This window comes from Humibacter antri (assembly GCF_054777235.1).
Window position 1 is genome coordinate 150908 of the sequence record NZ_BAAHAW010000048.1, and the last position, 16813, is coordinate 167720.

14 protein-coding genes and 1 tRNA gene are annotated in these 16813 nt (G+C 67.3%); 3 read left to right on the plus strand and 12 right to left on the minus strand.

Features of this window, described 5'->3' with window-relative positions; all coding sequences use genetic code 11:
- Window positions 1–38 precede the first annotated feature (38 nt).
- The 4 genes from ACYVDK_RS17630 to ACYVDK_RS17645 all read right to left on the minus strand — a co-directional run bounded on the left by ACYVDK_RS17630 (window position 39) and on the right by ACYVDK_RS17645 (window position 5905).
- Window positions 39–3458, minus strand: a complete 3420-nt coding sequence (locus ACYVDK_RS17630; RefSeq protein ID WP_460524190.1) for a beta-N-acetylglucosaminidase domain-containing protein — start codon at window positions 3456–3458, stop codon at window positions 39–41.
- Window positions 3459–4241: 783 nt separating this feature from the next.
- Window positions 4242–4314: transfer RNA gene (locus tag ACYVDK_RS17635), tRNA-Arg, on the minus strand.
- A gap of 299 nt (window positions 4315–4613) precedes the next feature.
- Complete coding sequence (locus ACYVDK_RS17640) at window positions 4614–5150, minus strand: HIT family protein (RefSeq protein ID WP_460524192.1); 537 nt, start codon at window positions 5148–5150, stop codon at window positions 4614–4616.
- Window positions 5147–5905 (minus strand): dienelactone hydrolase family protein, encoded by a 759-nt coding sequence (locus ACYVDK_RS17645; protein WP_460524194.1) that lies wholly within the window; start codon window positions 5903–5905, stop codon window positions 5147–5149. Before ACYVDK_RS17645 ends, ACYVDK_RS17640 begins: the two co-directional genes overlap by 4 nt.
- Before the next feature lie 89 nt (window positions 5906–5994).
- On the opposite strand from ACYVDK_RS17645, the gene ACYVDK_RS17650 reads away from it, so the two are divergent.
- The gene (locus ACYVDK_RS17650; protein WP_460524196.1) at window positions 5995–6288 is read left to right on the plus strand and encodes a GNAT family N-acetyltransferase; all 294 of its coding nucleotides are present in this window, start codon (window positions 5995–5997) and stop codon (window positions 6286–6288) included.
- A gap of 119 nt (window positions 6289–6407) precedes the next feature.
- Window positions 6408–7592, plus strand: a complete 1185-nt coding sequence (locus tag ACYVDK_RS17655; RefSeq protein ID WP_460524198.1) for an acetyl-CoA C-acetyltransferase — start codon at window positions 6408–6410, stop codon at window positions 7590–7592.
- A gap of 263 nt (window positions 7593–7855) precedes the next feature.
- Here the strand turns inward: ACYVDK_RS17655 and ACYVDK_RS17660 are convergent, their stop codons facing one another.
- Together ACYVDK_RS17660 and ACYVDK_RS17665 are read right to left on the minus strand one after the other, a co-directional pair.
- Window positions 7856–8956 (minus strand): serine hydrolase domain-containing protein, encoded by a 1101-nt coding sequence (locus ACYVDK_RS17660; RefSeq protein ID WP_460524200.1) that lies wholly within the window; start codon window positions 8954–8956, stop codon window positions 7856–7858.
- Window positions 8957–9297: 341 nt separating this feature from the next.
- A complete protein-coding gene (locus ACYVDK_RS17665) occupies window positions 9298–10686 on the minus strand; it encodes an NAD(P)/FAD-dependent oxidoreductase (protein WP_460524201.1) in 1389 nt (462 codons plus the stop codon).
- A 187-nt stretch (window positions 10687–10873) separates the two neighbouring features.
- Here ACYVDK_RS17665 and ACYVDK_RS17670 point away from each other — a divergent pair, with 187 nt between their 5' ends.
- Window positions 10874–11401 carry a methylated-DNA--[protein]-cysteine S-methyltransferase gene (locus ACYVDK_RS17670; RefSeq protein ID WP_460524203.1) on the plus strand — a complete coding sequence of 176 codons (528 nt, stop codon included), beginning with the start codon at window positions 10874–10876 and terminating at the stop codon, window positions 11399–11401.
- Window positions 11402–11557: 156 nt separating this feature from the next.
- Here ACYVDK_RS17670 and ACYVDK_RS17675 read toward each other — a convergent pair whose 3' ends face one another.
- The 6 genes from ACYVDK_RS17675 to ACYVDK_RS17700 all read right to left on the minus strand — a co-directional run bounded on the left by ACYVDK_RS17675 (window position 11558) and on the right by ACYVDK_RS17700 (window position 16803).
- The gene (locus tag ACYVDK_RS17675) at window positions 11558–12853 is read right to left on the minus strand and encodes an LCP family protein (RefSeq protein ID WP_460524205.1); all 1296 of its coding nucleotides are present in this window, start codon (window positions 12851–12853) and stop codon (window positions 11558–11560) included.
- Between the two features lie 154 nt (window positions 12854–13007).
- On the minus strand, window positions 13008–13538 hold the full coding sequence (locus tag ACYVDK_RS17680; RefSeq protein ID WP_460524207.1) for a hypothetical protein: 531 nt from the start codon (window positions 13536–13538) through the stop codon (window positions 13008–13010).
- A 91-nt stretch (window positions 13539–13629) separates the two neighbouring features.
- Complete coding sequence (locus ACYVDK_RS17685) at window positions 13630–14037, minus strand: DUF7882 family protein (protein WP_460524209.1); 408 nt, start codon at window positions 14035–14037, stop codon at window positions 13630–13632.
- A 52-nt stretch (window positions 14038–14089) separates the two neighbouring features.
- Window positions 14090–14377: a hypothetical protein gene (locus ACYVDK_RS17690; protein ID WP_460524211.1), complete on the minus strand. Its 288-nt coding sequence runs from the start codon at window positions 14375–14377 to the stop codon at window positions 14090–14092.
- Window positions 14378–14926: 549 nt separating this feature from the next.
- Entirely contained in the window at window positions 14927–15865 is a 939-nt protein-coding gene (locus tag ACYVDK_RS17695) for a carbohydrate ABC transporter permease (RefSeq protein WP_460524213.1), read from the minus strand.
- The gene (locus ACYVDK_RS17700) at window positions 15862–16803 is read right to left on the minus strand and encodes a carbohydrate ABC transporter permease (protein WP_460524215.1); all 942 of its coding nucleotides are present in this window, start codon (window positions 16801–16803) and stop codon (window positions 15862–15864) included. Before ACYVDK_RS17700 ends, ACYVDK_RS17695 begins: the two co-directional genes overlap by 4 nt.
- Window positions 16804–16813 lie beyond the last annotated feature (10 nt).

Below are 16813 nucleotides of genomic sequence, written 5' to 3' on the forward strand. Positions count from 1 at the left end.
TCCGCATCAACCGGGCCGCTTGCGCAGCAACCGGCGGCTCAGCGGGACCCAGACGACGAACGACCACGCGATCGCGCGGAACCGGCCGAAGCGACCGAACGCGTCATCCGCAGCCGTGCGACGACGACCACGCCACCGGCCGCCAGAAGCAGGAGCGCGAGCAGCACGGCGGGCACCGAGTCGGAACCGGTGTCGGCCAGACCGTGGCGGGATGCCGCGGGGTCGGCGTTCGTACCGGAGGTTCCTGCTCCCTGCCCCGGTGTTCCCGCACCGTTGCCCGGCCCGGTGCTCGGATCCCCGCCGTTCGCTTGCCCGACCAACGGATCCTTGGCGATCGGGCCGCCGGCGCGAGTGACCAGTTCGTAGATGTTCGGAACGACACCGCCCGCGGCCGAGAACGTGATGCGAACGGCCAGCACGCCGTCTTTGTCGACCGCGGCTTCCTGGAAGACCTTGCCGGGATCCAGTGCCCCGAGCTCGTGCCAGCCGGCGGCATCCTCATACTGCAACTCGCCGGCTGCGGTGCCGACGAGCGTGACCGAACCCAGGTGAGTGGGAGCGGTGAACGCACGGGTGAGGGTGGCACCGTCGACCGGCGCCGCCGCCGCGGTGAAGGCGGACTGGATCGACGCGTCGAACGCGTTCAGCACACTGGAGCCGGCGGCGGCGGGCACGTCGCTGCTCACCAGAACCGACCCGGGCGACACCTGGATCTCACGGATCTTCACCCATTTGCCACCAGGGTTCACCGCCGTGGCGACCAGCCTCACATAACGGGCCTGCACTGGCGAAGGGAACGAGTAGGTCACCAACGGGGCGTTGTCGAAGTGCGCGGCGGTCGTCCAGTCCGTGCCGTTCGTCGAGTACTGGAGGTCGACGTGGTAGAGCATGTCGCCCGCCGTGGAATCGGAGTCCGACTGATGCACGGCCACCGAGCCGACACTCTTGACCGCACCGAGATCGGCCTGCACGAAGTCCCCGACGGCCGGGGTCTGATTCGACCAGTAGAACGTCGAGAGATTGCCGTCGGTCATGTTCGACGGAGCATAGTTCTGGTACTGACCGAGGTTCGCTGAGGCGCTTGCCACCACGCCGTACGTCGGCGCCACCTGGAACTCACGAACCTTCACCCACTTGCCGCCCGGGTTGGCTGCAGTGGCGACGAGCCTTACATAGCGCGCCTGCACCGGCGCATCGAACGAGTACGACACGAGTGGCTGGTTGTCGAAGTGGGCGGCGGTGGACCAGCTCTTCCCGTCGGTCGAGTACTGCAGATCGGCGTGATAGAGCATGTCGCCGGCGGTGGTGTCGGAGTCGGCCTGGTGGATGTTCACCGAGCCGACACTCTTGACCGCACCCAGATCCACCTGCACGTAGTCGCCCACAGCCGGAGCCTGGTTCGACCAGTAGAACGTCGAGAGGTTGCCGTCGGTCATGTTCGACGGCGAGTTGCCTGCCCAGGTTCCCATGCTCGTGCTGGCCGTGCCGGCGTACGGAGCAAGTCCGCCGACGGGAGTCGCGCCGAGCCACGTGTTGTAGGCGGCGATCGCCTTGTCGCTGAACGTCTGGAACACTCCATCGCCCACGCTGGGCACGATCGAGTTCGGCACCACCTGATCGTTGTTGCCCAGGTCGGACACCGTCGGCTGCTTCGCCGCGTTCACCTCCGAGAGTGCGGCGAGGATCGCCTTGGTGGCGGCCTCTCCTTGTCCGGCCTTGATGGATGTCAGCGAGGTGATCTCATCCTGCATCGCGGTCGCCCAGTGCGCGGCCGCGTCGATCCACGGCTGAGCATCACCGTAGAAGCCCGGCTGGGCCATGGCCTTCAGCGTGTCGGGTGCGGCTGCGATCACGGCCAACCGGTCTTGAAGCGACTTCATGCCTGCGGCATCCCCCGACTGATATGCCGTCCAGAATGCGTCGATGTCGGCCGAGAGCTCGGGCGCGAACTGCGAGCTGGATCGGTAGGGAGTCCAGCTCTGGTTCAGGTCGACGAAGGCGTCGAGCGCGTCGCGCACGGCCGAGTCGCCACCGGCGAGTTCTGAGATGATCGCCGCCTGTGTGACGGAGGCGTCATAGTCGGGTGAGTTCCAGGTGTAGTCGCCGTAGCCGGCCAGCGCGATCATCGATGCATAAGGCTCGATCATCGGGTTCGAGGTGATTCCGTCGATCTTGGTGTAGAGCTGCGGGTCCCGCCCTGTCAGAGGGTTGAGGAAGAGGCGGCCGCGCTGGCCGTCGTTGACCGGGAAGTTGTCCCAGATGTAGAGGTGGTTCGTGTAGTAGTTCTTCGCAGCGGCGGTCACGGAAGCAAGCGTGATCTGATCACTGAACACGCCCTCGCCCGTCCACTGCACCCGAACGGAGGGGTCGAGGCTCTGCCCGAAGGTCGTCTTGTAGGCGTTCCCGCCCGAGCCGTTGTAGTCGGTCGGCACGGTCTGAAGGGGCTGCAGTTTGTTCGGCGTGATGTAGTCGGCGACCACCTTGTTCAAGTAGTACGTCTGCGCCTTCGCGACGTCATACGACCCGTTGGTGGTGAACTGGGTCGAGTCCGCTGAGCAGTGCGCCGAGGTGTCGATGTCGTCGAGGGCGATGTAGAACGAGCTCACTCCGATCGAGCGCAGCTCGTCGAACTTCGCCTCTGTCGCTTGAAGATCCGCGGCGGACGAGTAGCAGATGTCGTTTCCCGGCGACAGCGCGTAGGTGAAATTGACGTGGTTGTCGTTCGCTGCGCCGACCAGTTGCTTCAGCTGGTCGAGCTGTGCGCCTGGGTAGAGCTCGCGCCACTGCCCGCGCAGGTACGGGTCATCCTTGGGCGTGTAGATGTAGGTGTTCATCTTGTGCTTGCCGTCGAAGGACATCATGTCCATGCGCGCCTGGTGCGACCACGGGATGCCGTAGAAGCCCTCGATCTCTCCGCGAAGGGACATCAGCGGCCAGTCGCGCACCGTCACTGCCGGCACCGTGCCGTCTTTCACGATCTGCGTGAGGGTCTGCACCGCGTAGTATGTGCCGGCCGCGTCGATGCCGTCGAGCACCAGCGCCTTGTGGCCGCTCACCGTGCCGCTGCCGAGCGCGTATCCCTCCGGCTTGATCCCGGCCGAACCGTCGAGGCCGATGCTGCTGAGTGCGCCGGCCATGGTCGGGTTGTCTGAGGCCGTTCCCAGGTAGACAGCATCGCCATCGGGCGGAGTCGTGACGAACTTCACCGTTCCGCCGACCGCCGCGATGGTCTTCGCGAGCAGGGCTTGCGCATCCGGGTCGGTCTTCGTACCCACGACCACCTGGACCGTTCCGGTCAGCGAGAACGGCACGCCTCCCGCGGTCTCCTGCTGCGGCGTCGGCAAGATATGGGGCAGGGCGGCCGCATGCGCGGCCTGCGGATGGCTCGCCGTCGCGATCCCCCCGGCCATGGCGACTGTCAGTGCACCGACGAGCAGGATGCGACCGGGCTTCAGCATTCTGATGGATCCTCTGAGGTAGTGACGTGGGGCATTCGGCTTCGGATGCCCCCGCAGAGAGGTCGGCGCCCTTGCCTGGACCATCGGGTCCGTCAGAATTGTTGCCGATATCATTGCCAAGAAGGCATGTTTGTCAGCGAACTGCTCCGTGCGGTCACTGTACTGATGTGTTCGATAACACGTCAAGTGGTCGAGCCGTGAACGTCGAACGACGTCATCGACCCGTGCGCGGTGCGTCGCTCGACGTGCAACACGGTCTGCCCGGCGGGATGCCCCGGCGACCGTCGCTGCACGGCGTCCACCAGCGCGCAAGAGAGGGTTCGGGCGCGGGTCGTCTGATCACGGTGTGCGAGTTCGCACGACTGTGGAGGGGTCGAGCGCACCGTACTCGCGCACATCGGTCGGTAGGTGTGTCGCGGCCCGGCGTGGAATCGGCGCGGCGCGCCGGAACCCCGTCAACGACGGGAAGCGGAGGTGCGCCGACTCGGATCAGCACGCAGACGAGCGCCCTGGGTCGCTCCGGCGCCGGTCCGATGCAGTCGCCGTTCGAATCCCACATACGTGACAAGACAAGCGACGCCGAACCCGAGCAGGATCGCCGTTGCGGCGAGCAGCAAGATTCCGAGATCGATGCTCACAAAACCAGCCCACACGACAAGGCGAGGAATGGCCAGGGCCCAGTACGGGGCGCACCGGTAAGGGGTACGAGCCGAACTGATGCACAAGCGAAAGTACGAAAACGGCCCGCTTTCGCGAGCCGTTCTCTACTGTCTCAACACAGTGTGCGCCATGAGGGATTCGAACCCCCAACCTTCTGATCCGTAGTCAGATGCTCTATCCGTTGAGCTAATGGCGCCTGGGGCGCAGACCGGAGCTTTCGCCGCCTGATCAACCTGACGACTATATCAGGCGCGTCGCCGTCACTCGTAATCGCATCGAGGATGCGGGTTTCGACACGCGCGCCTGCGGCGCGCTGCTCAACCGGCGGTGCACGCGATCCCGCCGCACGCTGCTCGGCCGGCGGTGCACGCGATCCCGCCGCACGCTGCTCAACCAGCGGTGCACGCGATCCCGCCGCGCGCTGCTCGGCCGGCGGTACACGCGATCCCGCCGCACGCTGCTCGGCCGGCGGTGCACGCGCCCGCGGGGTGCTGCTCAGCCAGCGCGCGGGGTGAGGGCCGCTCGGATGCGTGCGGCCACGGCATCCGCCTCGGATGGCGAGGGGTAGGCGTGCCGGGGTCCCAGCCAGAAGCGCAGGCCGTCGCCCTTCGAGCGCGGGATGACGTGCAGGTGCAGGTGCGGAACCGACTGCGAGACCACGTTGTTGACGATCAGGAGAGAGCCGTCGGCATCCATCGCGCTCTCCACTGCGCGCTCGAGTGCCTGCGACGTGCGCAGCCACGGCGCGGCGAGCTCCTCCGGCAGTTCGTCGTAGGTCTGCACGTGCTGTCTCGGCACCATCAACACGTGCCCGGGGAACACGGGATGCGCGTCGAGGAAGGCCACGAAATCGGCGTCACGGTACACCTCACGGGCGGATGTCTCGCCTTCGGTGATTGCGCAAAATACGCAATTTGCAGCACCGCCCTCGACGGAACCCCGCGCGGAGAAGGCGGCACGCGATTCGGCCGGCATGCCCGCTGAGGCCTGGCTGGATTCGGACACCTGGCCGGCTTCGGTGGCCCTGCTCACGCGAAGATCTCGTCGAAGAAGTCGAGCTGCGCCTGCCAACTGCGGGCATCCGCCACAGGACGGAAGTTCTCGCCGGGCACGGTGAACGCGTGCGGTGCACCGCTGTAGGTGACGACCTGCCAGTCGAGGTGCGGCACGGCGCGCAGCTCGTCCTGGAACGCGTGCACCGCCTCGTCGGGTACGACGGGGTCGATACCGCCGGTGAGCACGAGCAGCTTGGCGCGGATCGCATCCGCATCGCTCGGATCGTGCGCGATGAGGCGGCCGTGGAAGGAGACGACGCCACGGATGTCGGCCCCGGTTCGTGCGAACTCCAGCGCGGCGGATCCGCCGAAGCAGTACCCGATCACGGCGATGCGCGACTCATCCACCTGCGGCAGTTCGGCGAGCGTCTCGAACGCGGCCTGCACCCGCGCCCGGAGCAGCGGAAGGTCCCGGTAGTAGCGGCCCGCGAGGGCGGATGCCTCCTCGTGGGAGGGGTGCACATCCGCTCCGTAGATGTCGGCGACGAACGGCACGTAGCCCAGCCGGGCGAGCATCTGCGCGCGCATCTCGGCGTTCGGTCCCACACCGAGCCAGTCCGGCACGACGACGATGCCCGGCCGCGGTGCGTCGGCCGCGGCGTCATGGGCGACGTATCCCTCCAGCTCCGTGCCGTCGTGACCGTACGTGATCGCGGATGCCTCGAGCCGCGCCCCGGACGGGATCGGGATGCGGGCGAGCAACTCCTCGTGGGTGGCGGGCAGGTCGGTCATCGGCGGCTCCTTCGATCGTTCCTCACGTTACGCCCGGCGCACACCGAGGCGTCGCCCACGGGTCGCGGCCGGCGACATAGCCTGAGCGCATGGCCGAGGAATACGCCCACGAACCGGATGCCCACCGCTACGTACTCCGCGTCGATGGCCAGATCGCCAGCGTCGTCGACTACACGGTGCTCGGCCACGCGCTGTCGATGACGCGTACGTTCACGAATCCGAACCTGCGCGGACGCGGACTGGCCGGCAAGATCGTCGAGTTCGCGGTGAACGACGTCGAGCACAACACGGATCACCACGTGGTGCCGATGTGCTGGTACGTGGCGCAGTGGTTCGACCAGCATCCGGAGCGGGCAGAGCTGCTGAAGGCGCGCACCGCGTAGGGCGCTGTCGACAAGCTCGACCCGCGGCAACGGACCATCCGACTATTCTCGAATCGAAGCCGCGTGCCGTGTCACGAGCCGCCGCGGCTTCGCACATCCGTCTCCCACGAGGACATTCAATGACGAACGCATCAGGTCGCGCGGCGCTCATCGCGTCGTACGCGCGCACTCCCTTCCTTCGGTTCAACGGCGGGTTCGCATCCGTCACGGCAGTCGACCTCGGCGCCCACGCGCTGAAAGCGGCGATGGCGCGGGCGGGCGTCGCACCCGGGCAGATCGACATCGTGCAGGGCGCGCAGGTGGTGCAGGCCGCCGCCGGCCAGAACCCGGCGCGTCAGTCGGCGATGAAGGCGGGCATCCCTATGACGGTGCCGGCGATCACACTGAACGCCGTCTGCCTCTCCGGCACGCTCGCGATCGCCGCCGCCACGAGACTCATCGAGAACGGCGAAGCCGACATCGTCGCGGTCGTCGGCCAGGAGTCGATGTCGCTGGCTCCGCACGCATGGTCGGGGTCGCGCATGGGGCAGAAGTACGGGGCGATCGAGTTCGTCGACACGCTCGAGCACGACGGTCTGACGGATGCCTTCCAACACGTCTCGATGGGGGCCTCGACGGAGGAGTACAACAGCAAGCTCGGCATCACGCGCGAGGAACAGGATGCCTACGCTGCGACCTCGCACCAGCGGCTGGCCGCAGCGGCCGAGTTCGTGGGCGGCGAGATCGAGCCGTACGACGTGCCGTCCCGGAAGGGCGCGACGACGTACTCGGCCGACGACGGCCTGCGCGCCGACACGACGGCGGCGAGCCTTTCGGCCCTGCGTCCGGCGTTCGCGGCGGACGGCACCATCACGGCGGGCAACTCGTCGCAGATCACCGACGGAGCGGCGGCGCTGATCATCGTGGGCGACGACGTCGAGCTTTCGGTGAAGCCGCTGGCGCGGATCGTGTCATCGGCGTTCGTCGCCGGTCCCGACACGTCGCTGCACTCCCAGCCGTCGAACGCGATCGCCGCAGCGTTGCGCAAGGCGGGTGTGGAGGCATCCGCGCTGGCCGCCGTCGAGATCAACGAGGCGTTCGCCGCCGTCTCGTTGCACTCCACCCGCGAGCTCGGCCTCGACCCGGCGATCGTGAACACGGACGGCGGGGCGATCGCGCTCGGGCATCCGCTCGGGGCATCCGGCGCGCGCATCGTCGGACACCTCGCCAGGCGCCTGCAGGCGGCCGGGGCAGGCAGCGTGGGCGCGGCCGGGCTGTGCGGGGGCGGCGGCCAGGGCGCCGCCATGGTGCTCGAGGCGCTGTAGGGCGCCCCGCCCACGGGAGCGGCGGCCCGTACATGGCCGCCCGTATACGGTGGCGCGCACATGGCCGCCCCATATGCGGTGGCGCCTTGCGCGGTGGCGCCTGTCGCCGCATGCGTCAACAGGACAGAACGCGCTCTCCCGCCGAGAACATGCACGGATTGGCCTGTTGGCCGATTGTCCTGTTGAGGCGAGGGCGAGGCTCGAGTGGGAAAGCGCGAACTGGGCGCTTCGAGCGCGCGGCAGCGTGAACGGCGGACGCTGGCTCAGACGTACAGGGCGTCGGCGACCAAGCGGCGCAGTTCGATGACGCCGCTGTCCGACCAGCGGGTCGGATGCACTCGGTTCGTGAGCAGCGTCCAGGCACGGTTGGCGTCGAAGTCGATCCAGAGCCCCGTGCCGGTGAAGCCGGTGTGGCCGATGGTGGCCGGGCTGCAGGCCTCCCCGCCCGACCAGCCTTCGTACGGATGCTCCCAGCCATACGTGCGGCGTGGCCCGACCGGGGTGCGCATCAGCTCGATGGACTCGGGCGCTGCGCCCGTGCCGTCCAGCAGCCCGCGGGCGAAGGCGAGAACGGATGCCGCGGTGCCGAACAACCCCGCGTGCCCAGCCCCCTGCAGCGCCGCCGCGTTCTCGTCGTGCACCGTGCCCACGAGCATCCGTCTGCGCCACGGACAGAACTCGGTGGCAGCCGCCTGCGTCGGCTCGGCCGACCATGCGAAGCCATCGCCGGGGTCGAGGTCGCGGATGTGAACGCCTGCCAGGCGCTCCAACACGAGGCCGAGCAGCATGTAGTTGAGGTCGGAGTATGCGGGATCGCCGTGCGGCCAGTCGCGCTGGATCACGAAAGCCCGCAACTGATCGGGGTCGGTGCCATACGTGTAGACGGGGAACGTGGCGGGCAATCCGCTGGCGTGCGTGAGGCAGTCGCGCAGCGTGATGCGGCGCTGCCAGGCATCCGGATCGAACTGCCGCAGCTCGCTCAGCACCTGCGTGATCGGAGCATCGAGGTCGAGGATGCCCGCAGCCGCGGCATCCAGAATGCGCGGCGTCGTGAAGATCACCTTCGTCAGCGACGCGAGGTCGAACCAGGTGTCGGCCGTCATCGCGCGTTCCTCGGGGTCGCGCTGTGCGAGGCCGACTGCGCGTACCGACACGTCGCCCGGCCCGGTGTCGGCCGTCGTCTCCGCCCGGTCGGTCGCGCGAGACTGCATGCCCGCCCCAAGACTGCGGGAATCACCCGCCGTCTCGGGATCCATGTGCAGTTTCACGGATGTCCCCAGTTCGAGCACGCCGAGCACCGCGCCCGGGATGCGGCCCGAATCCGCCCACTCCGTCACCAGGCCGAATGCCGCGTCGAATCCCATACGTCGAGCGTAGAGGCAGCGCGACACCCGCCGAGGCACGCGTCCACCGTCGCGCAGGCACCCGCCATCGCGCAGGCACCCGCCCCGTCACGCAGGCACCCGCCATCGCGCAGGCACCCGGCATCGTGCAGGCATCCGCCGTCGCAGCCATCACCCGCAGCCGGCATCCGCAGCCGGCATCCGCAGCCGCAGCGGCATCCACCGTCGCAGCCACAGGCATCCACCGCCCTGCACCGCACGGTCGGCCGGAAAACGCACGATGCGGCGGAAGGATCAGCCGCGCGGATGCGGCGGACCGTTCGTTTTCCGGCCGACCGTCCGACGGAGATCGGCACCTGGTGCTACTTGTGCCCCGAGACCCAGTCGGCGACGCGGGCGATCGCGGAGGTGCGGGTGCTTCCGCGGTCCTCGGCCCGGTCGGCCAGGCCGTAGGCGCGGTAGAGGCCGTTCACGGCGATGAACCGCAGCGGTTCGGGCTCCCAGTTGCGCACCCGGTGCCCGACCCACGGCAGCGCGGTGAGCGAGGTGTCGCGTCCCAGCACGAGGTCGGTGAGCGTACGGCCGGCGAGGTTCGTGGCGGTGACGCCGGTGCCGACGTATCCGCCCGCCCAGGCCAGACCGGATGACCGATCCAGCCCGACCGTCGCCGACCAGTCCCGCGGCACCCCGAGCACGCCCGACCAGGCACGATCCAGGCGCACATCGCCCAGCACGGGGAAGAACCGCACCAGCAGCTCCCGCAGCGAGCGCACCGTCACGTTCGGTGTCGAACCGTCTGCATCGAAACGGGACCCGTAATGGTAGGGAACGCCCCGGCCGCCGAACGCGATCCGGTCGTCCGCCGTGCGCTGCGCGTACATGTACACGTGGGCGAGATCGCCGAGAGTGTCGCGGTTCGCCCAGCCGATGGCATCCCACTGCTTCTCGGACAACCGCTCGGTGACGATGAGCGACGAGTTCAGCGGCACCCACGCCCGGTGCGCACCGGGCATGCGCGCGGTGAACCCCTCGGTCGCGCGCACGACGACGTCGGCGTCGACGGATCCGTGCGCAGTGACCGCACGAGCCGTCCGACCGGCGCTGCGGGGCTCGATCGCCGTCACGCTGGTGCCCTCGCACAGCTCGACGCCGAGCGCGACGACCGCGTCGGCGAGTCCGCGCACGAGTTTCGCCGGCTGGATGCGCGCACAGTGCGGCTGCCACAGCCCGCCGAGCGCGTCCGCCACCGCGACGCGAGCGGATGCCTGCCCCGCGTCGAGCAGCTGCGCGTCGACATCCGTCCACTCGGCTTCACCCTCGGCCCATTCGTGCAGCCGGGCGAGCTGCGCCCGGTTGCGCGCCACATTCAGCTCTCCGCCGAGCACGAAGTCGGCGTCGATGCCCTCCTCCTGCGCGGCCCGGATCACCTCGTGCACCGTCTCCGTCATCGCGGTCTGCATGGCCTGAGCGCCGACGCGACCGTGCGTCTTCGTGTATTGCTCGCGACCTCCGGTGACGGAGTTGGTCAGCCATCCGCCGTTGCGACCCGACGCGCCGTAGCCGGCGAACCGCTGCTCCAGCACCACCACCCTCAGCGACGGCTGCGCCTTCTTCAGGTAGTACGCCGTCCACAGGCCGGTGAAGCCGGCGCCGATGATGCAGACATCCGCCCGCATGCTGTGCCGCAAGGGCGGCCGCGGCTCCGGCGCGGGCACCTGCGAATACCAGAACGAGACGGATGCCTGCGACACGTCGCCGACATTACCGGCGGCGAAAGGGCGAGCCGCGGGCATTCAGGAGAAGTCCGCACGAGCTGGCGTGCAGAACCCACACACCGTACGGAAAGTGTGGGCGCACCACCACTGCCGCGGAGAAACCTCACGTTTCGCGATGCTCGAACGTCTGCACAATGAAGAGGAACGAACACGAGGAGTCAGCATGGGCATCCGGCACGCCACGATCGCTGCGCCGCAGATCTCGGAGCAGATCGGCGAGGTCACCATCGTCGCCGAAGACGACGCCGTCATCGGCATCTACTACCCCGGTCACTGGACCAGGCCGGATCGCTCCGCGTTCGGTCCGGAGGTGTCGTACGGCTCCGACCCGGCCATCGCACCTGCGGTCGAACAGCTGCGCGACTACCTCGACGGCGGGCGCGACACGCTCGACTTCGCCATGCGCGCGAACGGAAGCGACTTCGAGGAACGGGTGTGGGACATCCTGCGGAAGATCCCGTACGGCGAGACCATCACGTACGGCGGCATCGCGGAGCAACTCGGCGACCGGTCGATGGCTCGCATCGTCGGGCAGGCCGTCGGACACAACCCGCTCTCCATCGCCGTGCCGTGCCACCGCGTGGTCGGCGCCGACGGAAGCCTCACCGGCTACGCGGGCGGCCTCGAGCGCAAGCGGTTCCTGCTCGGCCTCGAGGGTGCGCTCGAGGCCGATGCGCCGAAGCTGTTCTGAGGATGGCTGTGCTCCGGCGGTGCTGACGGTCGGACTTGCCGGAACCGGAACTGCGGGTTTCGACAAGCTCAACCCACGGGAGAAGCCCAACCCACGGAAAACATCAACTTCCATCGGCTCGGCGAAGCGAGCAAGCTCGCTTCGCTCTCGCCTCAGTCAGTTGTTGCCCTTCGAGCAGGTCTGGGTGGCAGCGGTCTGACCCTTGACATCCTGCGGCAGCGCGACAGGCGTGCTGCCTGACCCGGAGCCCGCGCCCGCACTGGATCCGCCTGACGGCGTGCCCGAGCCCGAGGCATCCGATGGGGCGGGGGCATCCGTCGGCGCCACGGATCCCACACCGGTTCCGCCCGTCAACCGGATGGGCTGGTCGTTCTTGATCGCCTCCATGAGCACGTCGGCCGACGAGTGATCGGCCACGACCTTGCCCGGATAGTCGGAGTCGCTGCCGACCGGGTACTGCACGAAGGTGATGTTGTCGTACTTGAGGTCCTTGCCCGCCATAGCGACCTGGTACAGCGTGGTCACGTTGTTCAGCGAATCCGACCACTGGATGTGCTGCTGAGCCGCTTTCACGAGACCCCACATCTTGACCGGGTTCGTGAGCGTCGCCTTCGTCATCACGGTGCGCACCAGAGACGACAGGAACACCTGCGTGTTGCTGATGCGGCCCAGATCGGATCCGTCGCCCACGCCGTACCGCGTGCGCAGGAACTCGGCCGCCTGCATGCCCTGCAGCACCGACGTGCCGTCCGGAAGGTCGAGGTTCGTGTGCTCGTCGTGGATGCCGCCGTCGGTGATGCACACCGGCACGCCGCCCACCGCGTTCGACATCGAGACGACGCCCTCGAAATCCACGACGCCGGCGAACGGGATGTCGATACCGGTCAGCTGCTCGATCGTCAGCACCGTGCACGCCACGCCGCCGTCGGAGAGCGTCGTGTTGAGCGGCTGCGACGACATCGCGCTGTTCCAGCCGCCCCTGCCGTCGGGGCACTTCGGAATGGCGAGCATCAGGTCGCGCGGAAAGCTCACCACTGTCGCGTGCGTGTGGTCCTGCGAAAGGTGCAGGAGCATCGTGACGTCGTTGAGCCCCGCACCGGAACTGTCTTCGGTGGTGCCCCATGCGCCGCCTTGGCCCGTGCGGGTGTCGCTCGCGGCGAGCAGGATGTTCACACCACCGTCGAGCGCACCGATGTCGGGAATCGCGCCGAGCTTCTCCTCGCCGACGAGGTGCACCGACGGCTTCTTGTCCGAGACCAGGTTCGCTGCAGCGACGCCGCCGATGCCGACCACACTGACGAAGGCGACGACGGCGACGGATGCCACCACCTTGCCGAACGTCGCCCACGGCTTGCGCCGCAGTCGGCCGTGCCTGGCTATGGCGTGCAACGGTTCGGACGCGCCGGCGCCGGCGCGACGCCGTCCACGCTGGGTGCTCCTCGATGCTGCCATCGGACCACCCTAGGGCAACGCCGAGCGGCGAACCTGTGCAGAACCACAGATCGATGGAGTGGAAAGCGAAGGCCATTTCCGGCGTTCGCCGCGACGCCGCCGCCGGCCGTCTCGACAGTCGGCCAGTGGGTGAACTCTTTTCTCTGCTACCGCGTCAGGCGGCGTCGTCGACCGACACCAGGCCGCCGAACTCGTAATGCACGGTCGCCCCGGGGCCGGGCTCGCCCGCGCTCAGGCGGTACAGCGAGGGAAGCGCACCCGATGCGTGCGGAACCGAACCATGAGAGGCATCCGCCTCTGGCGCGTCCAACGCAGACGCATCCAACTCAGACGGATCCAACGCAGGCGCATCCGACTTCGGCAGATTCGACTCCGGCGCATTCGTCTCGTCCACTGCCGCGCAGATCATGTCGGCGTCGAAGTCCTCCGGATCGAGCTCCATCACCTGTCCGTCGAACTGGCCGCCGTGCAGCACGGCATGGAAGGTGGGTCCGGAATCGAGGATGTCGGTGAGCTCGCTGCGGAACTCCTCGACGCTGAGAGATCGGTTGGCGCCCACCAGTAGAGCCACCCGCTCGAGCAGGTCGCCACGCTGGGATTCGCTCAGCGCGCCGACGGACTCGACGAGCTCGCTGGCATCCAGTGCAGCCAGCAACTGCTCCGGGGTCGGCTCGATGTCATCCATTTGCTCACGCTAAATCTCGCAGGAGAGTACGGGCGACGGCTCGCGGAGTGTCGCGGAGTCTGTTGTCGCGGCATCGCCGTTCAGAGGCCATCTACGGCGCATGCACCGCACGTGGCGGAAGCGGCGAACTCACTTCGTCGAGTACCGACCGGATGTGCTGCTGCACCACCGCGTCGGTGACCGGACCGGTGCCGATGGCCGCGGCCTCGTTCTCCGCCATGACGACCATGCCGCGCAGACCATGCGACGAGCGCGCCAATGCCTCGAGCCACTGCGGGTTCAGCGGCGGCGGCGCAGGCTCGTTGAAGAGGAACTGCAGCTGGATCGAAGGGCTCAGCCAGATGCTGATCCGTCCGCCGCCGTCTTCGGGCGCGACCCGCCAACTCAGCAGAAAGCCCTCCTGCAGCCGCAGCTTCGAGGTGATCGCGATCTTCAGGTGGGAAAGGGTGCGGTCGTCGAAGCGGTACTGGGCACGATCGTTGTACACCAAGTAGCCCATGTACCGATGATTCCACCGCTTGCTCCTTCGCGGCAGGGCGGATGACGGAGCATCACGCTCTCGGCAGGGCGTCTACACGTTCCGTCCGGCCCTGAAGCTCTGTGACCGTCGGGCCGTCAACGATGTCGGGGCCGTACTCGTCCACGGGCTCGCTCACGAGTTGGCTCGACGGTCCGATGAGCACTTCGATCATGTCGACCACCCCGCTGGCGAGCCGGCCTGGCACGAACACCGCGTCGGCGAGACCCCGCGACGCCAGAGCGCGAGCGTAGTCGAGCAGCGCCCTGGCGATGCTGTCGCCGGTATAGAAGGCAGTTCCCGCATAGACGATTCGGCGCATGGGTAGAGCTTGGATCGTGAACTACCCGAGGTCGAGGCCTTGACAGGACCGAATCGGCTCGGCCGCGAGGCGGGTGGGGCGGATGCCAGCGGGTCTGCAGCCCCAACCCTGCGATGAGCCTGCCGCCGAGGGCAGCACCGCCTCAACGAACTCGCATAGGACCGCGGCAACCCATCGTCGCAGGCGCCGAATCAGTAGTGAAGGTTCCGTGGGGGATCACCCACCAGCAAAGGGGAACCTGCGTCGTTCCGCGGAATCTCGGGGATTGAATGTGGCGGAGACGGAGGGATTTGAACCCTCGGACGAAGTCTGCGGTACGTCATCAGATACAGAAACCCGCAGAATTCCAGCATTCTCGAACATCCCTCGATCACATGAACAGGATTGGTTCTGATGCAGATGCGGCCAAAATGCGGCCACGCTCGTTGTCGCGGGTGCACCTCGTACACGGATTCGCTGGAGCAATCGGCGTCGGCCTGACGCGCATCGACCATCCCTCCTCTCGACGCACCGAATTCGCAGTGACCCGAATATGCGGTGTGTTGCGAGTTACCCCTTCACGCCTCCGGTGGCGAGCCCGGACTGCCAGTAGCGCTGCAGGAAGAGGAACGCGACGATCAGCGGGATGATCGAAACGAAAGCCCCGGTCAGCACGGTCGAGAACAGCACCTGCGCACCGCCCCCTGCTGATGCCGTGGCCTGCCATTGGGCGAGACCGACGGTTACCGGGAAGAGGGATGGCGTGTTGAGCATGATGAGCGGCAAAAAGTAGTTGTTCCATGTGGCGACTAACTGGAACAGCACGACGGTGACGATGCCGGGCGACAGCAGGCGGACGCCAATGGTTGCGAAGATGCGGAACTCGCCAGCGCCGTCGATGCGCGCCGCCTCGAGCAGGCTGTCGTCCACCGACTCGAGGGCGTAGACGCGCATCAGGTAGACGCCGAACGGGCTGACCAGAGAGGGAAGGATGATCGCCCACATCGAGTCGGTCAGGTTCGCGGCCGCGAACAAAAGATAGGTCGGGATTGCCAGCGCTGTGAGTGGAACCATGATCGATCCGAGGATCACGGAGAACACCGCGGTGCGCCCACGGAACCGGTACTTCGCCAGCGAGTAGCCAGCGGCCGTGGCGAGCGCGGCCGCCCCGACGGCGCTGACCACGGAGTAGATGATCGTGTTCAGTCCCCACTGCCAGAACACGCCGCCCTGGAAGGTGAAGAGGTTCGCGAAGTTGGCGAAGAACTGGAACGAGTTGCCGAACCAAAGCCCGAACGTGCTGAACAGGTCGGAGTTGTCTTTTGTCGCCGAGATGAACAGCCACAGCAGCGGAACGATGAAGTAGATCAGCGAGATCCACACGAAGATCGTGAGCAGGGTGCTGCGGCGCTTCTCGCGTACGACGACCTTGTGTCGACGCCTCGGCTCAGGATGCTTGCCCCCGGCTGGATCGACGGTCGGCGACGCGGGACGGATGGTGGTGCTCACGACTCGTGCTCCTTCCGGTTGGCGGCCGTCTGCACGACGAACGAGACGATCATGATGATGATCCCGAGTAGGAAGGCGATCGCAGCGGCGTAGTTGATGTCCTGGTTCTTGAACGCCACGTTGTAGGCGTAGAGGTTCGGCGTGAAGTCGGTGCCGATGGAGTTCGGCGCGATGTTGGACAGCAGGTTCGGTTCGTTGAACAGCTGGAATGATCCGATGATCGAGAAGATCACCGTGAGGAGAAGCGCCTGCCTGATGGCCGGCAGCTTGATGCTCCACGCGATGCGGAACTGCCCGGCGCCGTCGATCTCCGCGGCTTCGTACAGATCCTCCGGAATCGATCGAAGGGCCGCGTACAGGATGATCATGTTGTAGCCGATGAACTCCCAGCAGACGATGTTCATGGTCGAGCCGAGGATGTTCTGCGGCGACAGCAGATCGGGCGCCGACAGTCCGAGGCCGTGGAAGATCTGCGTGATGAGTCCGAAGTCGGTGCCGTACAGGTACCCCCACATCAGCGTGGCGACAACGCTCGGCACCGCATACGGTACGAACACCAGGAGTCGCGCGGCCCTGCCGCCGCGAACCCGTTTGCTGTCCAGCGCGAGCGCGAAGCAGATGGCGGCGACGAGCATGATCGGCACCTGCACGAGCAGGAACAGTCCGACCCTGCCGAGCCCGGCCCAGAAGCTCGGGTCCTGGACGGCGCGGATGTAGTTGCCGAGCCCGGCGAACGCCTGGCCTCCGACGAGCTGCGAGCTGAACAGGCTGAGATAGAGCGAGTAGATCAGCGGCGCCAGGAACATCGCGGCGAAGATGACGAGGAACGGGATGATGAGGATCCAGGCCGCGCGGGTCTGCGCGGCTCCTATCCTCCCCGAAGAGCGTCGACGGGTGGCTGCGCCTGGTGTGCCGCGCCGGGCGGTGAGAACGGACATGGTCGACTCC